Source organism: Mesorhizobium newzealandense (genome assembly GCF_042682145.1).
GTDB classification, from domain to species: Bacteria; Pseudomonadota; Alphaproteobacteria; order Rhizobiales; family Rhizobiaceae; genus Mesorhizobium; species Mesorhizobium newzealandense.
The window spans coordinates 113,847-140,383 of the sequence record NZ_JBHUGZ010000012.1; the positions used below are offsets into that span (position 1 = coordinate 113,847).

The following is a 26,537-nucleotide window of genomic DNA, read 5'->3' on the forward strand; positions in this document are numbered from 1 at the left end:
CGGGCGCCGGCGATGATCCGTCGTGATGGAAGGCGGGGGGTGCGGGTTGAGGTCGGCGGGTTTGTTTCGGGACGTCTGCGCCCCATCGTTTATATCGCGAGTTGCGGGATGCGGCTGAGGACGATGCGCAGAATACGCTGGTCGGGGCAGGATGTCGGCAGGTGCAGACGGATCTGGGTTTTCATCTCGACCACGCGGGCGGCGATCTTGATGAGGCGCAATCGCAGCGTGTCGAATTGGGCGACGGCAAAGCTCGAGCGTTTCGGCATCGCGGCCCGCAGGCCCCACATCAGCCAGTAGGCGCCGGCATGCAGGAACAGCCGGAACTGGTTGGCCGTCGCTCTTGTGCAGGAGGTGCGGTCGGCGGCGAGATGCGTCTTCCACGACTTGATGTGGTTCTCGGCAGCGCCGCGCCGGCAGTAGACATCCTCGTAGAGCGCCTTGGCCTTGCCACTTGCAAGGTTGGTGACGATGAAGCGGGTATCGGCACCTTGGGCGCCGACCTCGACGCGGGCGATGATGCGCTCGACGCGGCTCCAACTGGCGGCGCCGTCAAAAAACTCCTTGAAGCGGCGGACCTTGTTCGTCTTCGATGACACTTCAAAACGCGCCATCGTGCTGCTCTCCAGGTCCGCGACATGCTTGCGCAGGGTCGTGGTGGGCGCCACGCCGAGGATGAAGTCGACATCGTTGGCGCGGCACCAGTCGATGACCTGCGGACTACAATAGTGGCTGTTGGCCCGGATCAGGATCCGGGTGTTCGGCCAATTGCTGCGGATCGCCCGCACCAGGCGGCGCAGGTGGGGGCGGATTTCTGCCCCGCTCGGCCGCTTCGCTGGTCGCAGGACCGCACCGACGAACCGGCCGTCGCCATCGAACACAACAATCGGCTGGAAGCCGTATTCGTCGTGATGGGCATTGAACAGGCGGAGCTGCTGGCCGCCATGCACGGCGTCAAAAGTGTCGTCAATGTCGAGCACGATCCGCTTCGGAACCTGGCGGAAGGAAGCGCAATAGAGGTCGACCATCGCACGGCCCATAACGACCAGTTCCCGCACGCCAGGCAGGTTCTCCAGCCGGCACATCGTCGATTGCGAGGCCAGATCCCGACCCGAAGGCAGCGCATCCTGGGCCATCTTGAAGACCGGATCGCAGCGCAGCCGGTTGGCGTCGTTGCCATCCTCATAACCGGCGGCGATCATCTTCATGCGAAAGCCGATCATGTCCGCCAGGCTGTGGATGATCTGGTCCGGGCGGCGCGGATCGTCGATGCAACGCGCCACACGGTCGGCCACACGCAGCCGCTTTTCCACCTCGGCCAGAGCCAGAACACCACTGTTCGAGGACAACATGCCGCCGTCAAAACGGGCGACGACGGACTTGCCGCCGACTGATGACAAACCGCTCAACGGCAGCGTAAGATCATTCATGGCGGGTGTGGTCTCCGGGAAATGGTTCGGATCGGCTTAAGCAACCAAATCCTACGTCATTTCAACGGCTTGCACCACATCCGCCAACCCCCATGAATTTTCCGGGCTAAGCATGTACCATGCCAAGCGAAAGAATACTTTTAAAACAATATGATACCCCGACTTATATTACGTCGGTTGTGCTGTTATGTCGAATTCAGGACAACTCTGTCGCCGACTTGTTCAGATTGAGCCATGGCTCGGTGCCATCCAGTGCCGGCCTCACCAAGCGACGCGGTCGCGGGAGGAATAGACGAAAGCGACCATTTGGATCGGCTTCCACCAAGTCTATTTCGACAAGTGGTACAATCCGACGTTGGTGCGCGGATCATTAATCGCATTGGCGTAGGCGGGCGGGAAGCTCACTAATCGGTCTGTCGCAGCCATGCCTTTCAAACACAATGCCCCCCGCCGCCATCACATCGGCAAGATGAAGTTCAGGGTGAGGAACTGGCAAGAGTATGAGGCGGGGCTCTGCCGACGCGGTAGCTTGACCCTGTGGCTGACGCCGGAAGCCCTTGTGTCGTGGCAAGCGCCAAGACGCAAGACAAAGAGGTGGGCAGCCCCGCTATTCCGATCTGGCGATCGAAACCGCCTTGACGTTGGTAATTACCCACCCTTTCGATGCGGCACGGTGCGTCGTCACTCGTGGTCGATGTCCGGGTACTGCGGGGGAGCCTTGCCGATCTTGCTGACGATCCTCGGGTAATTGGCATCGGGCTGCGCCTGCCCTGTTCCAATAAGTTCAACGCGGAAGCGCCACTCGTCACCGTAGTCGTACAAGAAGGTCATTGCCGAGCCCACCTTCTGGAAGGCTGTGCTGACGCGCGTGCCCTTCACGCTGCGAGAGCCGCTCCCCTCTATGTCGGCGAAGAGTTCGAACCGCAGGGGCGAGTCGAACAGCTTTCCCGTCAGCTTTGAATAGAAGCCGTAGGCGTGGTCCAAGTCGAAGCCAAATGCCGCTACGATGGCTTCGGCCAGATCCGCCAGCGTGCTCGAACTCGACACCTCGATGTCCCGACAAAGCCGTGCCCGAAGAGAGGCTCGGAAGATCAAGGTCGCGGGCTCAGTCATCGCAGATTTCAGGCGCTGACGGTTTGAAGGATGATTTTGAAGGGGTTCGTGCCTGGCGCGAGACGAGCCGTGTCGACGACGGTTCGAATGTCGGCTTCGCCCTGGGCGGCCCACATGGCGCGATAGCCGTTGGTGATCTTCCGTTGAACGACGGCGGGTCTCAGCGCCCGTTCGCAGGCGTTGTTCGTCGCGTCGACCATTCCTGGCCATTGGGCAAAGGTCAAAAGTTGATCACGAGCTCGCCTGAACTTGTTTTGGATGTCGCGGGCCAGATCGCACGACGTTGTGGTGGCGAAGATATCGTCCAGACTTCGCTCCAGGGCGCGACGCTTGCCGGCGATGGTCGAGGCGGCGAAGGTTTCCATACCGTCGGCTAGGGCGAAGGCCCTTTGCAGCCAACGCTTGAGCCGTGAGGGCAGCATGTCCTCACTTGCCTCGTCCGCATAGGCGACGTCGCGGGCGAGATGCGCCAGGCAGGTCTGATGCGCATTTGCGTGACCTTGTTGTGCGGCATAGCGATCGGAACACCAGACGTCGGGCCGATGGCCGTCCATCAGGGTCCGGACCACGACAGCGCCGCGCGTTGGCGCCGCTTGATGAACAACCGCTTCGGCGCAGCGAAACACCCAGTGGTAGGCGTTGCTTCCTTCGATCCGCACGCCGGTCTCATCGGAGGCGATGACCTTGGCCCGGCGCAACGCCGCGACGGCCTTGTCGCACTCGGCCGCGAACGCGCCCTGCAGCCGCTCGTAGGACAGGGCCTTGAAAGTCTTGAGATAGGTCGCTACGGCGTGCACGCGTGGCCCGAACGGCGTCCCCTTCGCCGCATCTGGCACAGCCGCGACGACCAGCGTGCCGCAGGACGGGCAACGGACTGCCAGGCGCCGATGGCGCTCAATCAAAGGCCTGATCGCAGGAAGCTCAATCTTGTCGTGCTCGCTGACGGTTTCGGCAGCAAGATCGCTCGACAGGCTGGCGCGGCAGCAAAGGCATTGGTCGGGATGATGATCGATGATGCGATCGGCATCCTCACTCATGGCGCGGCTGTGACCTTTATGACCCGCCTTGGCGCCGCCAGGCTTTGCCCTGTCCCGACGCGCCTTGCGATCGCTCGAAGGTGGCCTGGACGACGTGCGCGATGTCTTCTCTGGCCGCTGTATCCGCAGCACCAGATCGATCAACTCTTCCTTCGTCAGACGCTGCAAATCAGTGCGATCCATATCCACATAGATTCAGGGATTCTTGCCCCTGACAAGGGCGTGAGTAATTACTGACGTTGGGCCTGGTATTCGGGCTGCGTCTGCGCCAGACAGAAGGATTGCTGGGATCGGTGTCTGCAATTGATGGGTCTGGATCTCTCCGTCCCCGATCATACCACCCTGAGCCGGCGAGCGCGGACATGGCGATCTGTCAACAGCCGGCATGATCGCCAGGTTGCGCCGGACGGCCCGGTACATGTTCTTGTCGAGAGCACTGGCCTTCAGGTTTACGGCGCAGGCCAATGGCTTGAAGAGAAGCATGGCGCCAGATCCCGCCGCGGTTGGCGCAAACTCCATCTGGAGGTCTCGAAAAACCTCCCCATTTTGACCGGTTTGTGATTCACTGCCGTTGCGATTTGGAAGGAGGGATTGGATGCGGGGACAGGCCGGGTTCTGGGATATCGATGAGCGCTATGCTCGGCTAAGCGAAGCCGGCGATCCCCTGGAGAAGTTGAACGCCGTTGTGCCGTGGGAGGTTTTCCGCAAGCCTTTGGCCAAGGTGCTGAAGCGCTCGGACGGCGCCAGGGGCGGTCGTCCTGCCTACGACCCGGTGATGATGTTCAAGATCATGGTGCTGCAGGCGCTCTACGGGCTGTCCGACGACCAGGCCGAGTTCCAGATCCAGGACCGGCTGTCCTTCATGCGCTTCCTCGGACTGGGGCTCGGCGACAGAGTGCCAGACGCCAAGACGATTTGGCTGTTTCGCGAGCATCTGACGCAGGCCTGCGCGGTGGAGAACCTGTTTGCCCGCTTCGACAAGCACCTCGCCAAGGCCGGCTATCTGGCGATGGGCGGGCAGATCGTCGACGCCACCATCGTGGCGGCGCCGAAGCAGCGCAACACCGACGCCGAGAAGGCCGACATCAAGGCGGGCAAGGTGCCGGACGCATGGAAGGAGAAGCCGGCCAAGCTGCGCCAGAAGGATCGCGATGCCCGCTGGACGGTGAAGTTCTCCAAGGCCAAGGTCGCCGAGGAGGGAAAGGCGCAGCAGCGCGACATCGCCATTCCCGCTTTCGGCTACAAGAACCATGCCGCCATCGACCGCCGGCACGGCTTCATCCGCGGCTGGAACGTCACGAGCGCATCCGCCTATGACGGCGCGCAGCTTCGCAACGTGCTCAACCGCGCCAATACCGGGTCTACGGTCTGGGCCGACACCGCCTATCGCTCGAAGAAGAACGAGGAGTGGCTCGACCGGAACGGATATGTCTCCGAAATCCACCACAAGAAGCCGAAGGGCCGGCCTATGAGCGAAGCGACGTCGCGGGCCAACGGCCGGCGCTCAAAGACCCGAGCCTTCGTCGAGCACGTCTTCGCCCGTCAGAAGGCGCAGATGAAACTCTTCATCCGCACGATCGGCATCGCCCGCGCCAGGACCAAGATCGGCATGACGAACCTCGCCTACAATCTGATGCGCTACGTCTGGCACCAGGGGCGAACTGCGCCTGCATGACGCCAAAAGCGGCGGAAAACGCCGCCGCGACGCCAAACTCGGCACCCAGCATCAACCTCAACGACCAAAACCGAAGCCACTTCCCGCCATCAGCCCGGGCCGAACCGCTTTGCCGCCCCACAGGTCTCGGAAATGCCGTAGTTCGAGGTGCCCAGCTGGCTCTGGATGCCGATAGCGGCAAGATCATCGCCCGCGCGACCGAATGGGACACAGGAGATGCCTCGCAGGTGGCCCCGTTGCTCGACCAGATCAGTCGCCCGGTCGGACAGTTCACCGCCGACGGCGCCTATGATGGAAAGCCGACCTACGACGCTGTCATCAACCACAGCGCCGGCGCTGTGATCGTTATTCCGTCGCGTGCTAACGCGGTCCAGCGCGCCGACACCGAACCTCCCGGCCAAAGGGGATCTGCATATCACAGCAATCGGCAGAGACGGTCGAATGAAATGGCAGGCCACCACCGGCTCTGGTAAGCGCGCGCTGGTCGAGCGCCATCGGGCGATACAAGGCGCTCATCGGGCGGCGTCTGCGGGCCCGGTCGTTTCATGCTCAGCAGACGAAAATCGCCATCGGCTGCACAGTCCTCAACCGCATGCTCGAATGCGCACGCCCGAAATCCGTCCGCCGTAATGGAGCCACCGCGTAGACAGCTCCATCAAAGACTGGCATCCGTTCAAGTCCCGATCCACGCACCAACGCCGTTCATTGCCTAAACCCCAATCCAGGACTATAGCTGTAGCTTCGTCAGCTTGACCCGATACTCCTCGTCCACAATGGCGGGTAGGGAGATCTTTTTAGTTCGCGCGCCGTCGACGGAAATCATTTCACCACTAACGAAACTGGATTCCTCACTGGCCAACCAAAGCACCGCGTTGGCTACTTCCCTCGGCGCGCCAATCCGTCCCACCGGGTGAAGTTGTCCCAATTCCCGCTCGATCGAGCTGCGGTCTGGGTACATCTCAATGTAGGCCCGATTGAGCTCGGTATCGATCCAACCGGGGCAAACGGTATTGCAACGTATGCCATCGGGCCCAAGATCAACTGCCAGGCCCAGCGTGAGCCCATGTACGCCGGCCTTGGTGGCAGCGTAGGCAGTATGCCAAGGGTTGACCATATAGCCCTCGACCGACCCGATGTTAACGATCGTGCCCGCGCCGATACGCCTCATCTCCGGGACCACATACTTGGCCATCAGAAACGGACCACGAAGGTTGACCGCCATAAGCCAGTCCCAATCCTCGGCGGTCTGATCGTCGATGGACTTATGAATAACTTTACCAGCATTGTTGACCAGGATATCGATCCTGCCAAATTTCTCGAGGACCTCGTCAACAAATGCGCGAATTGAGGCTTCGTTCGTGACATCGAGAGAGACAAACGCGAGCCTCTCCAGGCTGGCACAATCAGCGAAGCGATCCTCACGCAAGTCGCCGATGACGACCGTGGCGTCTTCACAAGCGAGCGTCTCCGCAATTGCACGCCCTATGCCTCGATTCCCACCGGTCACGATGGCAACCTTGCCTGATAGCCGGGTCCCCATGAATCCCCCCTATCCTGCCGTGAAGCCGCCATCGGTGGCAGTAACAGACTTGCTGTGGGCTGACACAAGCATGGGCGTGTCCACGGCACCGTGGCAGACCGCATTGATGCTGATTTGCTCTTTGGCATGACCGAGCGTCATGGCGCGTGTCAACAGAACGACGGCGCCCTTTGAGGCACAGTAGGCAGCCAGCCTGGGACAGCCAACGAATCCGACATTCGAGGCTATATTAACAATGCTGCCGCCGCCAGTCGCCCTCATTGCTTTCACGGCAGCGCGGCTAAAATAGACGTCACCGTCGACATTGGCCTGGAAAGTCTGACGCAAATCATCATCTGATGTTTCGATGGCGCTTCTACGCCTAACCATCTTCTTGGAATGGGTCATGGTAGCGGTTGTCCTTCAGAAGTGATGAGCCCTTGCGCGTATCTTCGGCGGCCTGGTCAATGATCTGTGCCCCGCATACCGGTAGTTCCTTTCCTCTTTCGTAAGCGGCTCCGACGGAGTTGACGGGACCTTGAACATGGTCATGCTCCTTGGTTATCCAGCACGCGATTATTTCTCATTTGAAGGCCGCCTCCGTCGGCGCGCTGACCTTCTCAGGCACACGGAAGACCCAATAGTGCGCGTCCTCCTCGGCGACGTATCTGCCGTTCCTTAGACATTGCGCCGATATAAGGACGCCCTCATCCTGCAAACTGCGCACCTGGTCTTCAAAGACTGTCTTCTCCGCGTAGCTCTTGCGGGTGCTTGCAATGACAAAGCCGTTCGGGCGGGTGACGCGAGCCAGCTCCCGCAACCCATCCGGCTGGACGTGTCCCAGCGTGAGGACGCCGCAGCAGACGGTCAGGTCATAGGTCGCGCTGGAGTAGTCGGAGAGCTGCCCGTTAAGGTCGACATGGCCTCGGGCATGTCGGTAGACGCCGGTTTGCCGGGCCTTTTCGGCCATCTCTTCGGAGAGATCGAACCCGTCAATCAACCGGAAACCGAGGCGTTCCAGTTCCACGCCGACGAGTCCCGTTCCGCAGCCAGCATCCAGGATTGTGATGGCACTTCGCTCCCCGGCCAAATAGGCCGTCTGCATGGCGCCTGCCAGTTCGCCCACGATCATCGGCCCGCAGTACCCGACGCGGGCCTGATCCAGATCGAAGGCACTCGCCCATCCGCGATATAAGTGGGCCAAGCGACCGGCGTCGCCATCAAGGGCATGGGATGCCTTCATGCGCTCTCGTGCGGCTTGCTCCGGTGCTGTGTGCTGATGCAGGGTGTGCATATAGTTCCTCCGTGTAGCCAGATGGGTGTGGCTCTGCCTGTCAAGCGCGACTTTACCAGCAATATGCAGGGGCAAAGGGTAAGTTTTGAGAATTTTATGTTACATTACTTTAACGTTGAGATTTCCGAAGATGTTTGGCGTTCCCATGGACAAGGGCGTTGGTGCGTGGATCGGGACTTGAACGGATGCCAGTCTTTGATTATGGCGCGACATCGCCCGATTGCAACAGGTCGGCTGGATCAAGATGAGACCGGTAATTTCTCTGGGGTTGAGCACGGATTGTTAGGCCCGAGGGTAGCGTTGCCTTAACATTTTCGGCGGACTTTACGGGCATGAGCCCGCACCCGCCCACCGATATTATGACGCTCCGATACAAGCGTCATCGTTTTCCTGCCGAGATCATAGCGCATGCGGTGTGGCTCTACTTCCGATTTCCACTGAGCCTGCGTCATGTGGAAGATATTCTGGCCGAGCGCGGCATCGAAGTCTCGTTCCAGACTGTCGCGGAATGGGCTGCCAAGTTCGGCCGCGGATATGCCCGCTCCGTCCAGCGGCGGTCCAGGGGTAGTTTTGCCGACAAGTGGCATCTCGACGAAATGGTCGTTGCTATCAAGGGCAAGAAATTCTGGCTGTGGCGGGCCGTCGATGCCGATGGCTATGTTCTCGATGCCTTGATCCAGAGCCGCCGGAACAAGAAGGCGGCCTTGAAGCTGATGCGAAAGCTGCTGAAAGGGCAAGGCATCACGCCGCGCGTCATGATCACCGACAAGCTCAGATCCTACGATGCGGCCAAAAGGGAAATCATGCCAGGTGTCGAGCATCGATCGCATAAGGGGCTGAATAACCGAGCGGAGAATTCTCATCTGGCTGTTCGACGGCGAGAACGAGGTATGATCCGGTTCAAGTCGGCACGACAATGCCAGCGCTTCGTTTCCATCCATGGCCCGATCGCCAACCTCTTCAATCTTCACCGGAAACATCTGATAGCCGCCGATCACCGCGACATTCGAGCCGCCACTATGGCGGTCTGGAGGCAAATCGCTTTGTCGACAGCCGCGTGAAGAGGCCACATCGGGGGGCATCCCGTGCCCAACCCAAGTTAAGGCGACGCCACCATGCAAGGCTCAAAGGAAGCTCTCGTCGGCGCAACGGTCATCGCATTGCATGACGACTTCGACGTAATCGCCGTCGCGGATAGCGGTGCTCATGCGGGTTCGCCGCGCCGAAGGATCAATCGCATTGTAATCCCAGCGCAGATCACGTCGGCGTGCAAACTACCGACCTGCTTGAAGCGTCAGTGCCTCACGTCAAATCAAACGCCAGCCTGCCCTACAGAATTATTGCTGATCGGGTCGAAACCCCTGATTTGCAGGTTTCCGCTCAATTCGATGTCGCGATACTCAAGACTTGCAGCAGCGGCTTGCTAGTAGGTCCCCTGAATAGCAGTATTCTCCTTTCATAGGAAAATATATGACTACATCTGATACATTGATCGCCGTTTTCGAGCATATCGACGCGAACCGCTCGCCTTTCCTCGAGCGTCTGATTGATTACGTTCGCCATCCCAGCATCAGTGCCGAGAACGTAGGTATTGAACAAGTGGGTGCCCTCCTGGTCGAAATGCTGAGCAGCATTGGGCTTGAGACCAGCCTAATGCAGACAGAGGGACATCCTATGGTGGTCGCGCGCTGGGAGAAGGCGCCGGGCAAGCCAACCGTGCTGCTCTATGGCCATTACGACGTACAGCCGGCCGACCCGATCGACAAATGGCTCTCGCCGCCCTTCGAGCCAACTATTCGCGCCGGCCGTCTTTATGCACGCGGCGTCGGCGACAACAAGGGCCAGCATTTCGCCCAGATTCTCGCGATCGAGTCCCACATCAAGGTCCATAGCGCGCTGCCCTGCAACGTCATCCTGTTGTTGGAGGGTGAGGAAGAGATCGGCAGCCCGCATATTGCGGCGTTTGTGCGGGCTAACAAGGACAAACTGGAGGCCGATCTCGCCGTCACGGCCGATGGCCCGCGCCATGCCAGCGGCGCACCTATGATAAAGTTTCGCTCCCGCGGCGTGCTCTCCTTCGAGCTTCGTTGCCGCCACGCCAACAGCGATCTGCATTCGGGCAACTATGGCGGCGTGGTGCCGAACCCCATCTGGACGTTGGTGCATCTGCTCGGCACCATGAAGAATGCCGACGGCGAGATTACCATCGACGGCTTCCACGATGGCATCGAGCCGCCCTCGTCGGAAGAACTGGCCGCGGTCGAGCGTCTGCCGCTTGATCTCGAGACATTCACGCGGAAGCTCGATCTTTCTCGGCTCGACGCGCCGGCGGAACGGTCGTTCTACGAGCGTCTCTGCTTCCGCCCGACGCTGACGATCAATGGATTCCATGGCGGCTATAGCGGCCCCGGAAGCAAGACCGTCCTGCCCAGCGAAGCCGTTGTAAAATGCGACATCCGGCTGGTGGAGGCGCAGGACCCCCACGACATCCTGCGCAAGGTCTCCGCGCATGTGAAGCAACATGCTCCTGAGGTGGAACTCATCGCGCTGGAAAACATGTCCCCCTCAAAGACGCCTATCGCCTCCTCCTTCACCGCGCCGCTGCGTCGTGCCTTCCTTGCTGCTCAGGGCGAGGAGCCATTACTGATCCCAGCGGGCTTTGGCTCTTTGCCTAACTACGTCTTCACCAAGATTCTCGGCATTCCTGCTTTCGATACGCCTTACGCAAACCATGACGAAGCAAATCACGCTCCGAATGAAAATCTAACGCTTGATTGCTTCTACAGCGGAATTCGTACCGGCGCTGCTTTATTGCATGAGCTTGGTTTGTTGCGCCTTGATGAAGCGTGATGAGCAGGGGTCTGTCCGGTCATACTGGGCCAGTCTTTTCGCGAGCCAAATCCATAATAACTTGCGACAAATTCAGGCAATCGGGATAGCTGAGGCCGGATGCTGGATAGCCAATCACGAACTTTACTGGGCCGTAGCCCACCCGGCATACCGCTGACACGGTGTCCAAAGGAACCCCAGCACTAAGGGCTGTTGATATTCATCTGGAGCTTATGATGGCGGCGGCGAGGTGAATGAACGCGGCAAAGCTCTTGTCGGTTTTGTCGGCACGCATGGCGATGCGTTTGAACTCTTTGAGTTTGCAGAAGAAATTCTCGATCAGATGACGCCACTTGTACATCTCGGCATCGAAGGGAAGCGGCTTGGTTCGTCGCGGATGCTGGGAAATGACGATCTTGGCACCACGTTGGTCGAGGTCGGCGATGATGGAGTTGCTGTCGAAGGCCTTGTCGGCGATCAGAGCGTCGAAGGAGAGACCGTCGACGAGTGGTTCAATGCCGACCGTGTCGAACCGCTGCCCCGGCAGCAAGACAAAGCGGACGAGGTTGCCGAGGGCGTCGGTCAGCGCCAGGATTTTGGTCGTCATGCCGCCCTTGGAGCGGCCAATGGCCTGGCTCTGAGTCCCCCTCATATGAGGCTCGTTGTGTCAATAGTAGCGGCGGCGGCTTAATCACCTTCGGACGCTGTCGGGATCGGCCTCGCGGCGAATTGCGGAACAAGTCCACATCACCTCATATCCGGTCGGCTCTGGTGGAGCCTGCACCCATATCCCGCATGCACGGGCAAGTTTGGCGAGGCCGGGCAGGATGGGACCCATCTTTTTGACGGCGTTAACAGCCCTGGGGGGCGCCGGTCCACATCCATCCCGCTTCGTCGCAAGTGACGTTGGCCGCCCCTCGCGTCGAACTCTTTCGTCAGGCCTTGGTCATGGCGCCCTCCGGCAGCAGGCCCTGGGTCAGATACCGCCACAAGGCGATTATCAGCTTGCGCGCCAAGGCGACGATCATGGTGCGGCGGATGCGTCCTTTGCCGGCGCCGACGCGCTCATGAAACCAGCGCGCGAGACCGCTATCGGGCTGATGGCGCAGCCACAGCCAGGCAAGTTCAATGGCGGTTCGACGCGCTCGCGGATTGCCCGATCTCTGGATGCCTTGATCGCGGCTGACCGCGCCGCTGCTCCAAGGGCTGGATGCAAGACCGAGATAACCGGCGACCTCACGCCGATTCTGGAAGTCGCGGAAGAACACCTCGTTCGTCATTACGCTTGCGATCGTCAGGCCAATGCCACGCAGATGACTCAGTTGGATGATCCCGGGAGCTGTGATCTCGGCGGCCTGACGCTGCTCAGCCTCGACCTCCATGATCATCTCAATCACTTGCCACAAGCGGTGGCACTCGCGCTTGATCTCGTTCTTCAGGCAGGACGGCGGTAGCGTCGCCTTAACATTTTCGGCGGACTTTACGGGCATGAGCCCGCACCCGCCCACCGATATTATGACGCTCCGATACAAGCGTCATCGTTTTCCTGCCGAGATCATAGCGCATGCGGTGTGGCTCTACTTCCGATTTCCACTGAGCCTGCGTCATGTGGAAGATATTCTGGCCGAGCGCGGCATCGAAGTCTCGTTCCAGACTGTCGCGGAATGGGCTGCCAAGTTCGGCCGCGGATATGCCCGCTCCATCCAGCGGCGGTCCAGGGGTAGTTTTGCCGACAAGTGGCATCTCGACGAAATGGTCGTTGCTATCAAGGGCAAGAAATTCTGGCTGTGGCGGGCCGTCGATGCCGATGGCTATGTTCTCGATGCCTTGATCCAGAGCCGCCGGAACAAGAAGGCGGCCTTGAAGCTGATGCGAAAGCTGCTGAAAGGGCAAGGCATCACGCCGCGCGTCATGATCACCGACAAGCTCAGATCCTACGATGCGGCCAAAAGGGAAATCATGCCAGGTGTCGAGCATCGATCGCATAAGGGGCTGAATAACCGAGCGGAGAATTCTCATCTGGCTGTTCGACGGCGAGAACGAGGTATGATCCGGTTCAAGTCGGCACGACAATGCCAGCGCTTCGTTTCCATCCATGGCCCGATCGCCAACCTCTTCAATCTTCACCGGAAACATCTGATAGCCGCCGATCACCGCGACATTCGAGCCGCCACTATGGCGGTCTGGAGGCAAATCGCTTTGTCGACAGCCGCGTGAAGAGGCCACATCGGGGGGCATCCCGTGCCCAACCCAAGTTAAGGCGACGCCACCCCCGGCCTTGAACTCAAGTGCCTCGATCAACGCCGGAGCGAATTTCCTGAGCGTCGAATAACGGTCAACCGCCACTATGAGCGGATCCTCGCTAGCCGTTTCGGCGATTGCCGCGACTTCGTGCCTGACCTTGAGCAAGGTCGCCCATCCGACGGATTCATCGATCGCCTCAATCGGGTCGACATCATTTTCCTGCGCTGCGGAGAGCGCGTCGATCGTGCCGCGAAACAGCCGCATGAGACGTGACACATCCTTCGACGTCGCGACATAGCGCCGGGCGTGCGTGTTCTTGGCCCGGGTGAACATGCCGCCGATCAGCTTGTCGGCCATTTCGATCACCGCGTCGGTCAGACGCTCCTCCAGGTCGATCAGGAAAGCGCTCCGGCGGGATACCCAGCAACTGCTCCCGCTCGGCGTCGCTCAGCAACTCGTGTTTCGCCATTTTTGCCCCCTCCGGCCGTCCACAAAAGGCCATTCAATTCCATGGACAACGCTCAATAAAGAGACATATTCTGTGGACGAATTTCGTTTCATGCGACAGGTCACGCAGAATCCGTCCACAGAACGTCCGTTTGGGAGACACGAAAATGGCGCAGATTCTCGGCTACGCCCGCGTCTCGACCGGCGATCAGGATGTCGCAGGCCAGACGCTGCGCCTCGAGCAGGCCGGCGCAATCAAGGTGTTCACCGACATCAAATCGGGAAAGAGCATGGACCGGCCGGGCATCGCCGACCTTCTCGCCTATGCACGTCCTGGCGACACGCTCGCCATCGTGCGCCTCGACCGCCTCGGCCGATCACTGGCGGAACTGCTTCAAACGGTAAACATGCTGCGGGAGCGGCAGATCGCACTTCTCAGCCTCGAGGAAAAGATCGACACGTCCTCGGCCGCCGGCGAACTTGTCTTCCATGTGTTCGGCGCCATCGCTCATTTCGAGCGGCGCCTCATCTCCGAGCGCACGAAAGACGGCGTCGCCGCGGCAAGGGCCAGGGGCAAGCGGCCCGGGCGACAACCGCTTGACCTCAAAAAGGTCGAGGCGGCTATCAAGCTGGTCGAGGCAAAGACATCACCCGCCGAAGCCGCACGGCAACTTGGGCTCGGACGCTCAACAATCTATCGGGAGATGAGAAGATTGGGCGTCAGCCGTCCAGCTTGAGCCAAAATCCCGCTTTGTTCTCCATTCGCGTTGTTTAGCGTACTTTCAACGCGATGCCCTCATGTAGTGCGATCTGCAACGATAATGTCTCAAACAAGACAAAGATCATTCGGCTTGGCCCTTGGGTCCGGCATTCTTCCACTGGCATGAACATTGCTGATCTTAGGCAGAGGCCCCTCATGAATCGAAAGCGAAAGGAAGAGAATGCCGATGCACACACCCGTCTCTTTAACGCTCGCGACGTCGGGTCGGCCAACGTCGGCTGGAGTAAAGACGCCGGCTAGCGGTCCAGCGGGGCTGCGAATCCGTCGCAGTGAGCGGGGCGCGGCCAGCGATCGCCATCGGCCTCAAGGACACAGACATGTCCTTCTGGCTTACGGCCGGCGTTCGATACGTCCGCAGTGGGCGAACCTCCTTAGGAGTCGATCATCTATGTGCGGCTAACCTCCGCATGCGCGGGCGGGTCGGTCTCCATTTTCCGTCTTGATAATCCCGAATAGTGCTCTTCCGAAGGGCAACGTACGCGCCGCCGACGGCCCGCTGATCTGATTGAGGATCTCATGAAGCACCCCCATTACGATCTTCCGTGCCTGGGCGATCTGGAGACCTTCGAGGCGGTGGGACGGCATCTCTCGTTGAAGCCCGCCGCCTCTGAACTCAACATCACGCCTGCCACGGTCAGCAGACGGATCAAAGTCATTGAAAAGCAACTCGGCGCCTCACTCGTCACTAAGTTCGGGGCCAACATTGCGCTTACTCGACCTGGCGAGGATCTTTATAACGTGCTCGAAAGCATGTTTTCGAGTGCATCCGATATCGTGTACAGGATCAAGATGAGGCGATCGCCGTAAGAGATCTACGATTGCCTGTTCAAAGCTGTCATAATTACAGATCTCGAGCTACCCGCGCGGAGAGGATATTATGTGACGTCGGATGTCGGCCGAATGCCATCTCCAGCGGCCGGATCGCTGAGCAAATGGTTGCGTGAGATCTCGGCTGATGAGCGATGCTCTTGAAACAGAACCAGCCCTTTACGCGCTGGACTATGACAAGCGCCACGTAGGCACCGCTATCGCAACTTTTTGCCAAAGGTGCGAGGGGCCAATGATGGATACTTCGTACGGCTTCCATCCCGGAGCCCGCACCATGACGGTCGAGCCAAAGTCTGCTTGCTGCCTCTTCTAGAGAACTGCAGGCCCTGTCTGCTGAGTGGCGACGTCAGTGTGTTCTCGTTGCAAATGCGGAAAACTCTCTAGGAATCGTGCGAACTTGTGCGCGCCGCAGGTAATTGGCGGATAACGCGGCGGCCTATCGTCCGAGATGCAACTGTCCAGAGGTGTGATCACGGCGTCACAGTCGCCATCGATGAAAAACGCAAGCGAATAGCGTTCCCGTCCGGAAGTGTTCACCACCCTATGCAGATTGGCGAGGTAGCGGTCGTTGGTCAGTTTTTGAATCAGGTCCCCTATATTGATGACAAACGTGTCGGGGATGGGATTGCCCTCAATCCACACACCGTCGCGATTCATCACCTGGAGCCCGCCGACGCTGTCCTGGGCTAAAATGGTAAGGCTACCGTAATCGGTATGCGCTCCAATGCCGATGATCCTTTCGTCGACTACTCCACTTTGAGGCGGATAATGGAGTAATCGCTGGATGGAGATCGGGTTCTTCATCTTAGGTTGGAAGAAGTCTGCAGGGAGCTCAAGGCTGAGTGCGATGCCACTCAATATCTTGATCGAGAGTGCCTTCATGGCCTCGTGATATAACAAAACGGTCTCCTGAAATTCGGGCATGGCCGTCGGCCACTGATTAGGACCAAAGAAGGGGCCCTCAATGGTCGGCCACTCGGGGCCGACGTCGAAGCACTCCTTCAGGTCCTTGGTTTTGGCCGGGTTGGTGTTCTCTCCGAACACTTCAATGTACCCTCGTAACGCCACGCCTGAATTGCTGATATGCAGTTTCAGCTTCTCGCTGGTTGGCAGATCGAAAAACGCTCGAGCCCGGGCGAAGGTCTCGTCTACCAACCGCACAGACACACCGTGATTCTTGACATACATGAAACCTGCATTGGCCAGCGCCCATCGGATTTCCCTCGCAAGCCGTTCCGGGTCGCTTCCGTCAAGAAGGGGAGCCAGGTCGACCAGTGGAACTTTGTCGAAGGACTGCCGCTCTGCGTGAAGCCTGTCGTCGAGTTGTGCGACGTTCGATTTGGTCATTGTATTTCATCCCATTTGAGTGGTGTCGGCGTTCAGTTGTGAAAGATTTGAAGCGCCAGAGACCTTTGCGCAATCAAAGCGCCGCTCGGTTGCAGCGTGGAACGACGCTGCCCGGACGAACTGAACAACGTTCGCAAGAGCACTCGTCGGTGTCGTGCTGCCCTGAATTCAGAGGCCCATCTTAGGCAGACGCTGCAAACAGTGTGACAGGCGGCGATAAATAATCAACGGGTGTTTCCAAGAAATAATTGTTTACGTTTATTACAGAGATCGCTGTCTCGTCACGATAAAGCAATTAACGTCTTACACTGGAAACATAAGTTCACAAATAAGAACTTATAATATTCTCCAAAGCTGTCACTCTGCTCAAGGCAGCTTAGGTCACTCGGATCAGGTCCGTCGACTTCCGATCGAGAGCCGAATCCCATCGTGGCTCAGACAAACGGGCTGAAATCAGGCTGATGCTGATAGAAGTTCTAGATCGTCATAGTCGCTGCTCAAGGCGGGTGGTGACATTTCATCGCCACGGAGAAAACGCATGAATACGTTGACCGAACAGACTGCACTCGAGGAGGCCGCGCAAAAGCGGATCAAAGAGTCACATTCCCTTAACGGTGACGCCGATCGTTTGGCCAAGTACTACCGTGGATGGGCCGATTCCTACGAGCTGGATGTCGAACGCGAGCAATATTGCGGTCCAGTAATCGTGGCGGAACTCACGGGCGCACTGCAGGCAGCCTACGTCGACGGACCACGAGCGGCCACAACGATTCTGGACGCCGGCTGCGGAACGGGTCTGGTCGGCATGGAATTGGAACGCCTCGGCTTCCGGTCTATCGATGGCTTCGATCTCTCTGAAGCGATGGTCGAGAAGGCAGTGGAAACAGGATCTTACCGCCACGTCCAAGGCGATGTTGACCTCAACAGTTCGCTCACGTGCTACCCCGACGCGAGCTATGACATGACTGTCTGCTGCGGGGTCTTCACCCTTGGACATGTTCGACCCGATGGGCTGCGAGAACTGGCGCGCGTCACGCGTCCGAAGGGATTCGTGATCGTAAGTACCCGCAAGAGCTATGCGGAGGCGACATCCTTCGAAGACGAAGTGCTGAGCTTGCAGCAGGCAGGGGTGTTTGTGCCCGTACAGTGCTTAAATGATGGCAGATACCTCGAAGAAGAGGATGCCCACTACTGGGCGCTCCGCGTGGCCGAGAAGCCGAAGGAGCGGCGTCTATGAACTGACCTGCTAACGGAGGCGTCTCCTTCTGGAAAACCGGCGTTCATGCGCGCTGCCGAGAAGCATGAGCAGGCGCTCCAACTCAGGCGACGTGCTTTCACATACATGTTCGCCCTAAACTCTCGGGCAATCGAATGGTCGACGGCGTTTGCTGACACCCGCGAATATGAGTGCCAGCAATGGACAGCGCGCGGGGTAGCGTCGCCTTAACATTTTCGGCGGACTTTACGGGCATGAGCCCGCACCCGCCCACCGATATTATGACGCTCCGATACAAGCGTCATCGTTTTCCTGCCGAGATCATAGCGCATGCGGTGTGGCTCTACTTCCGATTTCCACTGAGCCTGCGTCATGTGGAAGATATTCTGGCCGAGCGCGGCATCGAAGTCTCGTTCCAGACTGTCGCGGAATGGGCTGCCAAGTTCGGCCGCGGATATGCCCGCTCCGTCCAGCGGCGGTCCAGGGGTAGTTTTGCCGACAAGTGGCATCTCGACGAAATGGTCGTTGCTATCAAGGGCAAGAAATTCTGGCTGTGGCGGGCCGTCGATGCCGATGGCTATGTTCTCGATGCCTTGATCCAGAGCCGCCGGAACAAGAAGGCGGCCTTGAAGCTGATGCGAAAGCTGCTGAAAGGGCAAGGCATCACGCCGCGCGTCATGATCACCGACAAGCTCAGATCCTACGATGCGGCCAAAAGGGAAATCATGCCAGGTGTCGAGCATCGATCGCATAAGGGGCTGAATAACCGAGCGGAGAATTCTCATCTGGCTGTTCGACGGCGAGAACGAGGTATGATCCGGTTCAAGTCGGCACGACAATGCCAGCGCTTCGTTTCCATCCATGGCCCGATCGCCAACCTCTTCAATCTTCACCGGAAACATCTGATAGCCGCCGATCACCGCGACATTCGAGCCGCCACTATGGCGGTCTGGAGGCAAATCGCTTTGTCGACAGCCGCGTGAAGAGGCCACATCGGGGGGCATCCCGTGCCCAACCCAAGTTAAGGCGACGCCACCATGCGGCGGCTGAACCTGAGCCCGTGAAGGGCTTCGAGACGCCACTGTAGAGCCGAATACGCGGGTTCTTCGGCTGTTGGACCGGCGGCCCAAGGAAACCGGATAGCGAAATAAGATCATCGGACAGGTTACTTTTTTGCGCGACCTCCAACGGGAACAGTCGTGCTAGCGTTGCCCCATCATCATCATCAGAGTTTCACGCAGAAGCGAAGGCCGCAGAGCGCATATGTTGGCGAAAGTAATTGAGAACGAATGGATACAGATGCCCGACGGGCGCAGCTTGGCGGCTAGGATTTGGCTTCCCGCCTCCGAGGGGCCGGCCCCTGCTGTTTTTGAATACCTACCCTACCGCAAGCGCGACGGCACCGCGGGGCGCGATGAGACGACGCATCGCGTTTTTGCTGAAGCGGGCTATGCGTGCGTGCGCGTCGACATCGCCGGTACCGGCGAGAGCGAGGGGCAGTTCGACGACGAGTATTCCGAGCAGGAGCTGAGTGACGGCGAGACAGTTCTGGCATGGATCGCAGCGCAGGAATGGTGCGATGGCAACGTTGGAATGATTGGCATCTCGTGGGGCGGTTTCAACGGGTTGCAACTGGCCTATCGCCGGCCCCCCGCGCTGAAGGCGGTGATCAGTATGGGCTCGACGGTCGATCGCTACGCGGACGATTGTCACTTTATGGGCGGCTGCCTGCTAGTTGCGAATGTTGATTGGGCCACCCAACTGTGTGCTTATCTCACCCGTCCGGCCGATCCTCAACTGCGTGAGGATTGGCGAAAGGACTGGATCCGACGGCTGGAAACGGTGCCATTCTCTGCCCTTGATTGGATGAGTCATCCCACGCGGGATGATTTCTGGAAGCACGGCTCAGTCTGCGAGGAGTGGTCGCGCATAGAGGCGCCGGTGCTGGCGATCACCGGTTGGGCGGATCCGTATGTCAACGCGCCGCCCGCGTTGGCAGCGAACCTCCAGGTTCCGTGCAAAGCCATGATCGGGCCTTGGGAGCATAGTTATCCCCACCTTTCGCGGCTCGATCCAGCCGATTTTCATTCAGAAGCATTTCGCTGGTTAGACCGCTGGCTGAAGGGAGATCGCAACGGTGCGGAGAATCTGCCCGCTTACCGGATTTACATGCAGGAGCATTTTAACCCGACCAAGGCCTACGGTCCGCGCGTAGGACGTTGGGTGGCGGAGCAGAGCTGGCCCTCAGCCCACGTGAATGACCGGGTTCTTTTCCTGGGGTCAGACGGTTTGAAGGACAATGCGACCGTTGGGACTATAGCTGTCTCAAGCCCTGCGCACATCGGTCAGACAGGAGGGTACTACTGCCCAGGCATGCGCATCGACAATGACCTGGCCGAGGACCAGGCAGCCGACGATGCTCTGTCGACCTGCTTTGACACGGCACCGCTGACAGAGCCGATGGAACTGCTCGGTCGTCCCAAACTGAAGTTTGCCTTTTCAGTTGACAGACCAGTGGCCCAGATCGTGGCGCGCCTGTGCGACGTCTCACCCGAGGGCGTTTCGCAGCGGATTACCTTTCGCCCGCTGAACCTGACCCATTTTGCCAGCCATGAGAGCCCGCAAGCACTGGTGCCGGGGCAGGACTACGAAGCCGAGATAGACCTGAACGAGTGCGCCCATCGACTGAGAACCGGACATTTCCTCCGGTTGGCGCTGTCGACCTCTTACTGGCCATTGGTCTGGCCAGCGCCTGAGAATGCGTTGGTCACGCTGCACCTGGAAAACAGCACGCTGCACCTGCCAATTCGAACAGTAACTGAGGAAATCCCGCCATTGAACCCCGGTCCACCACGGGAGTATCCCAAGCTACAAGCCCAGCAGCTGCGTCCGGCTAGCAACACCTCGAAGCGGGATGTGTTGGAGGATGGCACGATAGTGCTGGATACGTTCGACAACTTCGGTCAGAAGATCAATCCGCATCACGGAATGACTGTAGGCAGCGATGTTCGGATGCACTGCAGTATCCATCCGGACGATCCAGCGTCGGCCCGATACCTAAGCGGGTGGCATTTCACGTTCAAACGTGACCAATGGCATGTCGCGATCGAGACCGAACAAAGCATGAGCTGCGATTCTAAATACTTCTATCTGCACCGCAAGGTGCGTGCTACCGAGGGCTTGGACGAAATCGAGGTGTTCGCAAGAGAATGGTCCGAAACCATTCCGCGCGCCCTGCTTTGATCTGTCCGAGGAAGGACACGATAATATTCACGCGGATCAAGGCACTTCACACAGCCTTTCACCTTCAACCAGTATCTCCGGTGCGATAGTCAGAGTCGAGCCTTATGGTTGGCGGCATTCTGGCTCAGCCGAAATTCTAGCCACTAATCTGCCCGTTCTTTCGGAGGGGATATCTGCTAGCCGGGATCAGCGGCCTGAATGGCTGTCCCGCACCCGAACAGGAATCACCGCGCAAAAAGTGAAGAGGAGCTGACTTGAATGAGCAATACGACTGAAAACGATAGTGGATCTACGGCGCGAACAGGTCCGCGCAAGGTGCGTGAAATCGAGAACATCTGGATTCCGATGTCTGACGGCACCAAGATAGCGGCGCGCATCTGGTTGCCGGAGGATGCCGAACATAGCCCCGTGCCAGTACTCATGGATTACATCCCTTACCGCAAGCGTGAGGATACTAGCGGCATGTACCCCTACCTGGCTTCTTACGGATACGCTTGTGTGCGGCCGGACATCCGGGGATCGGGTGATTCCGAGGGATTGCCGCAGGACGAGTATGTTAAGCAGGAGCAGGACGACGGAGTAGAGATCATCGCGTGGCTCGCCAGGCGGCCCTGGTGTACCGGCAAGGTCGGTATGTTCGGGCTTTCCTGGGGTGGTTTCAGCGCTCTGCAAATGGCTGCCCGCCGACCCCCTGAGCTCAAGGCAATCATCGCGGTTGGTGCGATTGACGACCGCTACGCCCAAGAGCTCTACACCGGTGGTTTGATCAATGATGCTATGTTCTTCGAATGGGGTTTGCGTTGGCCTGCTTATTGTGCACGCTCGCCTGATCCCGCGATCGTCGGGGACCGCTGGCGTGACATGTGGATGCAGCGTCTGAATCACCTGGAATACTACACTGCCGACTGGGTTATCCACCAGCACCGCGATGCATTCTGGAAGCACGGGTCGATCTGCGAAGACTACGGTGCCATTCAATGCCCCGTCTACGCCGTGGGCGGTTGGAAGGATGCTTTGAACCGCGCGATTCCCAGCATGCTCGCCAGGCTCAACTGCCCGCGCAAAGGGCTGATGGGCCCCTGGGGTCACGGATATCCAGACACCACCGGTCCGGGTCCGGCGATCGACTGGCTGACGGAGGCACTGCGCTGGTGGGATTACTGGCTCAAGGATATTGATACGGGCATCATGGCCGAGCCAATGTACCGGGTATGGATGCAGCGAGAGCCAGCAATGCGCGGCATACACCAGACACCTGGACGCTGGGTGGCCGAGGACAGCTGGCCGTCGCCGCGCATCGGTCCGCGCAAGCTCTATCTGACCAAGGATGGATTGGGCGGCAATGCCGGTGCCGAAACGGCCCATGTTCTCAAGTCTTTGCAGACGGTCGGAACAACGGCGCCGCGATGGCATGCAAGAGACATCGACACGGAGGTGCCGAGCGATCAGCGAGTTGACGACGGACGCTCACTGACGTTCGATTCCGAGCCGCTCGGCGGGGATTTCGAGATCCTGGGCCAGCCGGTGGTCACTCTCGACCTGACGGTCGACAGGCCGGTTGCCGCCTTGGCCGTCAGGCTCAATGAAGTCGAGCCCGACGGCCTGTCGAAGCGAGTCACTTATGAGGTCCTGAATCTGACTCACCGGAACAGTCATGAGTTTCCTGAACCGCTGGAGCCCGGCCAACGCTATCGTATCCGCATGCCGCTGCAGGATTGTGCTCATGTCTTCAAATCCGGCGGGCGCATTCGTGTTGCAGTGTCGACTACCTATTGGCCAGCCTTCTGGCCGTCGCCGGAGCCGGTGACGCTGACGGTTTATGCCGGTCGGTCGGAGCTTGAACTCCCAGTACGAACGTCACGCGCCGAGGATGAGAACTTGAAGCCCTTTGGTCCGGCTTTCGTGCCGGAACCCACCTCTGGTCGAACGGTCCTGGAGGAAGCGCCAGCGCCGACCAGGGTGCACGAATGGGATATCGCAACAAATAAACTTACGACGCGTACCGATCAGGGCGGCGGGCGTTACAGGATCGACGCAACTGGCACGGAAATATCATCGACCACTAGTGAAGTAACGGAGATCCTGGACCACGATCCGACAAGCGCCAAAGTCGAGGCGCAATACGTAGAGACGATGAAGCGCGGTGACTGGGACGTCCGTGTTGATAGCCACCTGCGTTTGACCCTCACCAAGGAGAACTTTTTGTTTGTCGGCCAGATTAAGGCCTTCGACCACGACCAGGAAGTCTTCACAAAAACCTGGAATCGTGCGATCCCGCGCTTGCTTGTCTGATATCTAATTCCGAAAAAGGAACATTCAGAGCAGCCGACACGGCGATCAGGTGCATTTGCAACGTTGCTCGTCTGGTCCACCCGCTTTCCAACCTGTGATCGGCATCGGCGGCGAGATCGGCTCCCTCGCTCTGGAAGAGCCCAGCTAAAACGAGTTACACCAATTTCAAAGACACGATCGCCAGCGTCGAACTCCTGAAATGTCGCTGCGAGATGTCTGGTCCGGGATTGGCTTGCCTGAGATGCGGCGCTCCCACAGTCGACTTCTGCTTGTAGGATAGGTGAACACCAGTCCAGCCGTGTTGAATTCGGAAGGTCTATCGAGACTTACGGGCGGTCCTCCATCTTGTCTGCCGATATGCGCTTCAGCGGGAAGTGGCATTTGAAGCTATGTGCCGGGTCATCCGAGCTGTCTGCATCCCTGGGAAAGACGCGGCTACAGATGTCCTGCGCGTACTGGCACCGTGTATGGAACTCGCAGCCGGAGGGCCGTCGCAACATGCTCGGCACCTCGCCCTTGATTTCGATGCGATTGAGAACGGCGTCCGGATCCGGCACTGGATTGGCCGAAATCAAGGCTTGAGTGTAAGGGTGGCGCGGCTGATCGAAGATGTCTTGCGTTGAGCCAATCTCGACAATGCGGCCGAGATACATGATCGCCATACGATCGGCCATGTGGCGCACAACATTGAGGTTGTGGGTGATGATGAGGATCGCGATCCCGAGTTCATCCTGGAGGCGAGCAAGCAGATTAAGCACCTCGCCCTGGACGGATACGTCGAGGCCTGCTGTGGGCTCGTCGGCGATGATCAGGTCTGGGTTGAGTGCAAGGGCACGAGCGACGCCGACGCGCCGGGCCTGTCCGCCAGAGAGCTGGTGGGGATAGCGGCGCCCAAAGTCAGCCGGCAAGCCGACCATACGCAACAGGCGCTCCGCTTCGGCACCGCGATCGCGAGTGCTCACGCCATGGATACGGGATGGCTCGATCAGGAGCGACTGCACTGTCAGCCTCGGCGAGAGGGAGCCCACGGGGTCCTGGAACATCATCGTCATGCGGCGCAGGTAAGACTTTCGTTCGGCCGCCTTGAGGCCGATCAGTTCCTCCCCGTCGAAACGAATGCCGCCGCTAACAGCCGGCTGGAGGCCGATGATCGTGCGCGCGATGGTGGATTTGCCAGAGCCGCTTTCGCCGACGAGGGCAAGCGTCTCGCCCTTGCGGATTTCGAAGGAGACGCCGCACACAGCGTCAATGAAAGGATCTGCCGTGCCCGTGGTGAGCGCCTTCAGTGACCCCATGGTGCGGAAGCGGACGCGCAGGTCCTGGACATTCAGCAGCGCACTCATGCCGCAACCATACCAACTCGATCGAGCAGATGGCATCGCGCGATCTGATCCGCAGCGACACGGTATTCGCCAGGCGTCTCATGCACGCAACGATCGAAGGCGTGAGGACACCGCGGGCGGAAGATACATCCCTCTTTGGTCCCCAGCAGGCTGGGGACCTCTCCCGGAATGGTCGGCAAATTGCGCGTCCGTTGTTTGATCCGTCCTGGGTCGCAATCAAGCAGTGCCCGAGTGTAGGGATGGCCGGGCTTGTGGAAGATGTCGCGCACGGCGCCCTGCTCCACCACCTCGCCGGCATACATGACGGCTACTCGGTCGCACAGTTCGGCAACGACGCCAAGATGATGGGAAACAAACAGGATGGAGCAGTCGATCTCCCGTTGCAGGTCCTTGAGAAGGTGGATGATCTGGACTTCCAAGGTTGCGTCTAGCGCTGTGGTCGGCTCGTCGGCGATAAGGAGCGCCGGTTTCACCAGAAGTGCCATGGCAATGCAGATGCGCTGGCGCATGCCACCAGAGAACTGATGCGGATAATTCCCGATGCGGCTTTGCGGATCTGGAATTCCGACGCGCTTGAGCATGTCGACCGCACGAGAGCGTTTGGCACTCCGTCTTCTTTCTTCGTGGTGTTGGATATCGATCATCTGGCTTTCGATTGTCCGCACCGGATTGAGTGCGGTCATTGGGTCCTGGAAGATCATGGAGAGGCGATCTCCCATCAGACTACGTCGCGCCCGGTGTGTCAGTGTGAGCAGGTTGCGTCGCTCAAAGACAATGCTGCCGGCTGTAACCTGAGCGTTTTCTGCAAGCAGCCCCATTACAGCGGACGCGAGCGTTGATTTCCCTGATCCGCTTTCGCCGACGATCCCCAGCACCTGTCCGGCTGGCAGTTCGAGCGAGACATTGCGCAGTGCATGGATATTTCCACGCGGCGAGCCGAAATCGATGCTGAGGTTGCGTATCTCGAGAAGCGCATCGGCAGATATCTGCGGTATTCGGTTCTCTCGTCTCATAGGTCTTTCCGCAGCTTGGGATCGAATATGTCGCGCAATGCTTCGCCCAGGAATGTGAAGCCCAGCGTGGCGACGACGATTGGAATACCGCCGGCAAACACCAGCCATCCCGATTGATGGATGTAGGCATAGCCATCATTGAGGATCGCTCCCCAATCGGGCGTGGGAGGACGCACACCCATGCCAAGGAAGCTGAGACCCGCTTCCACAGCGATGACGGCCGGCACGTCCATGCTTACCAGGATGAGAAGCGGACCGATCACATTGGGTAGAATATGTACGGTGAGGATGCGCGCGGTGCTGGCGCCCATGCTTCGCTCCGCATCGATGTAGTCGCTGTTGCGCAGGGCTTGCGTCTGGGTGCGCACGACACGCGCATAGATCGGCATGGATGTAATTGCGATCACCAAAATCACGCTGAACAGACTAGGTCCCAAAAGTGCGATGACAGCCAACGCAAATATGATCCCGGGAAAGGACCGGATCGTATCGAAAATAAGCAGAAGCAGATTGTCGAGCCAGCGCGGACCGAACCCCGCGATCAGGCCTAGCAAGAGGCCCACGACAAGCGAACTGGCGAGCGATGCAGAGGCGACCAGAAGCGGGATCTGGCCACCAATAATGATCCGCGAAAAGGTATCGCGGCCGAGTTGATCCGTGCCGAGAAGAAAGTTTGCTGAAGGCGGTGCCAGGCGGGGCCCAACCATGATGCGAATTGGATCATGTGTGATGAGCAACGGGCCAAAGATAGCGCTTGCCAGCACCAGCAGTACAAGCACCGCGCCAAGCACGCCCAGACGGTTCCTGCCGAACTGCCGCAAGTATGTGCGAATAGCGCCGAGACTTCGGCCTTCGTCGACTTCCACCGATTCAACACTGGCCATAG

General features: G+C 59.0%; 21 protein-coding genes and 5 pseudogenes. 13 read left to right on the forward strand and 13 right to left on the reverse strand.

Features of this window, described 5'->3' with window-relative positions; all coding sequences use genetic code 11:
* Positions 1-89: 89 nt before the first annotated feature.
* Positions 90-1,430 (reverse strand): IS1380 family transposase, encoded by a 1,341-nt coding sequence (locus ACFSOZ_RS17010; protein WP_379100099.1) that lies wholly within the window; start codon positions 1,428-1,430, stop codon positions 90-92.
* A gap of 424 nt (positions 1,431-1,854) precedes the next feature.
* Between ACFSOZ_RS17010 and ACFSOZ_RS17015 the strand changes: the two are divergent.
* Positions 1,855-2,074 (forward strand): annotated as a pseudogene (locus ACFSOZ_RS17015) (transposase); the annotation flags it as partial.
* 37 nt (positions 2,075-2,111) lie between these two features.
* On the opposite strand, the gene ACFSOZ_RS17020 reads toward ACFSOZ_RS17015, so the two are convergent.
* Together ACFSOZ_RS17020 and ACFSOZ_RS17025 are read right to left on the reverse strand one after the other, a co-directional pair.
* Entirely contained in the window at positions 2,112-2,543 is a 432-nt protein-coding gene (locus tag ACFSOZ_RS17020) for an IS1096 element passenger TnpR family protein (RefSeq protein WP_379100071.1), read from the reverse strand.
* Between the two features lie 8 nt (positions 2,544-2,551).
* Positions 2,552-3,763 carry an IS66 family transposase gene (locus tag ACFSOZ_RS17025; protein WP_379100101.1) on the reverse strand — a complete coding sequence of 404 codons (1,212 nt, stop codon included), beginning with the start codon at positions 3,761-3,763 and terminating at the stop codon, positions 2,552-2,554.
* Positions 3,764-3,813: 50 nt separating this feature from the next.
* Between ACFSOZ_RS17025 and ACFSOZ_RS17030 the strand changes: the two are divergent.
* From ACFSOZ_RS17030 to ACFSOZ_RS17040, 3 genes and pseudogenes are all read left to right on the forward strand, one after another.
* Positions 3,814-4,108 (forward strand): annotated as a pseudogene (locus tag ACFSOZ_RS17030) (transposase); the annotation flags it as partial.
* A 67-nt stretch (positions 4,109-4,175) separates the two neighbouring features.
* Complete coding sequence (locus ACFSOZ_RS17035; protein ID WP_095085660.1) at positions 4,176-5,255, forward strand: IS5 family transposase; 1,080 nt, start codon at positions 4,176-4,178, stop codon at positions 5,253-5,255.
* Between the two features lie 143 nt (positions 5,256-5,398).
* Positions 5,399-5,901, forward strand: a pseudogene (locus ACFSOZ_RS17040) (transposase); the annotation flags it as partial.
* A gap of 81 nt (positions 5,902-5,982) precedes the next feature.
* On the opposite strand, the gene ACFSOZ_RS17045 reads toward ACFSOZ_RS17040, so the two are convergent.
* From ACFSOZ_RS17045 to ACFSOZ_RS17055, 3 genes are all read right to left on the reverse strand, one after another.
* On the reverse strand, positions 5,983-6,795 hold the full coding sequence (locus tag ACFSOZ_RS17045) for an SDR family NAD(P)-dependent oxidoreductase (protein WP_379100104.1): 813 nt from the start codon (positions 6,793-6,795) through the stop codon (positions 5,983-5,985).
* Between the two features lie 9 nt (positions 6,796-6,804).
* The gene (locus ACFSOZ_RS17050; RefSeq protein ID WP_379100106.1) at positions 6,805-7,182 is read right to left on the reverse strand and encodes an SDR family NAD(P)-dependent oxidoreductase; all 378 of its coding nucleotides are present in this window, start codon (positions 7,180-7,182) and stop codon (positions 6,805-6,807) included.
* A 175-nt stretch (positions 7,183-7,357) separates the two neighbouring features.
* A complete protein-coding gene (locus ACFSOZ_RS17055; RefSeq protein WP_379100108.1) occupies positions 7,358-8,068 on the reverse strand; it encodes a class I SAM-dependent DNA methyltransferase in 711 nt (236 codons plus the stop codon).
* 332 nt (positions 8,069-8,400) lie between these two features.
* Here ACFSOZ_RS17055 and ACFSOZ_RS17060 point away from each other — a divergent pair, with 332 nt between their 5' ends.
* Together ACFSOZ_RS17060 and ACFSOZ_RS17065 are read left to right on the forward strand one after the other, a co-directional pair.
* On the forward strand, positions 8,401-9,129 hold the full coding sequence (locus ACFSOZ_RS17060; protein ID WP_379100097.1) for an IS6 family transposase: 729 nt from the start codon (positions 8,401-8,403) through the stop codon (positions 9,127-9,129).
* 409 nt (positions 9,130-9,538) lie between these two features.
* Positions 9,539-10,918, forward strand: a complete 1,380-nt coding sequence (locus ACFSOZ_RS17065) for a M20/M25/M40 family metallo-hydrolase (protein ID WP_379100110.1) — start codon at positions 9,539-9,541, stop codon at positions 10,916-10,918.
* A 199-nt stretch (positions 10,919-11,117) separates the two neighbouring features.
* Here the strand turns inward: ACFSOZ_RS17065 and ACFSOZ_RS17070 are convergent.
* Positions 11,118-11,543, reverse strand: a pseudogene (locus tag ACFSOZ_RS17070) (IS5 family transposase); the annotation flags it as partial.
* Positions 11,544-11,832: 289 nt separating this feature from the next.
* Positions 11,833-12,387 (reverse strand): transposase, encoded by a 555-nt coding sequence (locus ACFSOZ_RS17075; RefSeq protein ID WP_379100112.1) that lies wholly within the window; start codon positions 12,385-12,387, stop codon positions 11,833-11,835.
* Between ACFSOZ_RS17075 and ACFSOZ_RS17080 the strand changes: the two genes are divergently transcribed.
* Entirely contained in the window at positions 12,386-13,114 is a 729-nt protein-coding gene (locus ACFSOZ_RS17080; RefSeq protein WP_379100480.1) for an IS6 family transposase, read from the forward strand. The genes ACFSOZ_RS17075 and ACFSOZ_RS17080 overlap by 2 nt on opposite strands.
* Before the next feature lie 57 nt (positions 13,115-13,171).
* Here ACFSOZ_RS17080 and ACFSOZ_RS17085 read toward each other — a convergent pair.
* Positions 13,172-13,546, reverse strand: a pseudogene (locus ACFSOZ_RS17085) (Tn3 family transposase); the annotation flags it as partial.
* 209 nt (positions 13,547-13,755) lie between these two features.
* Between ACFSOZ_RS17085 and ACFSOZ_RS17090 the strand changes: the two are divergent.
* Positions 13,756-14,325 (forward strand): recombinase family protein, encoded by a 570-nt coding sequence (locus tag ACFSOZ_RS17090; RefSeq protein ID WP_379100114.1) that lies wholly within the window; start codon positions 13,756-13,758, stop codon positions 14,323-14,325.
* A gap of 560 nt (positions 14,326-14,885) precedes the next feature.
* Positions 14,886-15,176: a LysR family transcriptional regulator gene (locus ACFSOZ_RS17095; RefSeq protein ID WP_379100116.1), complete on the forward strand. Its 291-nt coding sequence runs from the start codon at positions 14,886-14,888 to the stop codon at positions 15,174-15,176.
* 330 nt (positions 15,177-15,506) lie between these two features.
* Here the strand turns inward: ACFSOZ_RS17095 and ACFSOZ_RS17100 are convergent, their stop codons facing one another.
* Complete coding sequence (locus tag ACFSOZ_RS17100) at positions 15,507-16,544, reverse strand: isopenicillin N synthase family dioxygenase (RefSeq protein ID WP_379100118.1); 1,038 nt, start codon at positions 16,542-16,544, stop codon at positions 15,507-15,509.
* A gap of 538 nt (positions 16,545-17,082) precedes the next feature.
* Here ACFSOZ_RS17100 and ACFSOZ_RS17105 point away from each other — a divergent pair.
* The 4 genes from ACFSOZ_RS17105 (at position 17,083) to ACFSOZ_RS17120 (ending at position 23,295) form a co-directional block, all read left to right on the forward strand.
* Positions 17,083-17,781: a class I SAM-dependent DNA methyltransferase gene (locus tag ACFSOZ_RS17105; RefSeq protein WP_379100120.1), complete on the forward strand. Its 699-nt coding sequence runs from the start codon at positions 17,083-17,085 to the stop codon at positions 17,779-17,781.
* 233 nt (positions 17,782-18,014) lie between these two features.
* Positions 18,015-18,743 (forward strand): IS6 family transposase, encoded by a 729-nt coding sequence (locus ACFSOZ_RS17110; RefSeq protein WP_379100097.1) that lies wholly within the window; start codon positions 18,015-18,017, stop codon positions 18,741-18,743.
* A 280-nt stretch (positions 18,744-19,023) separates the two neighbouring features.
* A complete protein-coding gene (locus ACFSOZ_RS17115; RefSeq protein WP_379100122.1) occupies positions 19,024-21,003 on the forward strand; it encodes a CocE/NonD family hydrolase in 1,980 nt (659 codons plus the stop codon).
* Positions 21,004-21,261: 258 nt separating this feature from the next.
* The gene (locus tag ACFSOZ_RS17120; protein ID WP_379100124.1) at positions 21,262-23,295 is read left to right on the forward strand and encodes a CocE/NonD family hydrolase; all 2,034 of its coding nucleotides are present in this window, start codon (positions 21,262-21,264) and stop codon (positions 23,293-23,295) included.
* 326 nt (positions 23,296-23,621) lie between these two features.
* On the opposite strand, the gene ACFSOZ_RS17125 is transcribed toward ACFSOZ_RS17120, so the two are convergent.
* The 3 genes from ACFSOZ_RS17125 to ACFSOZ_RS17135 are packed head-to-tail and all read right to left on the reverse strand — an operon-like array spanning position 23,622 to position 26,535.
* Positions 23,622-24,638 carry an ABC transporter ATP-binding protein gene (locus ACFSOZ_RS17125; RefSeq protein WP_379100126.1) on the reverse strand — a complete coding sequence of 339 codons (1,017 nt, stop codon included), beginning with the start codon at positions 24,636-24,638 and terminating at the stop codon, positions 23,622-23,624.
* A complete protein-coding gene (locus tag ACFSOZ_RS17130; RefSeq protein WP_379100128.1) occupies positions 24,635-25,651 on the reverse strand; it encodes an ABC transporter ATP-binding protein in 1,017 nt (338 codons plus the stop codon). Before ACFSOZ_RS17130 ends, ACFSOZ_RS17125 begins: the two co-directional genes overlap by 4 nt.
* On the reverse strand, positions 25,648-26,535 hold the full coding sequence (locus tag ACFSOZ_RS17135) for an ABC transporter permease (RefSeq protein WP_379100130.1): 888 nt from the start codon (positions 26,533-26,535) through the stop codon (positions 25,648-25,650). The genes ACFSOZ_RS17130 and ACFSOZ_RS17135 overlap by 4 nt, the downstream gene beginning before the upstream one ends.
* Positions 26,536-26,537 lie beyond the last annotated feature (2 nt).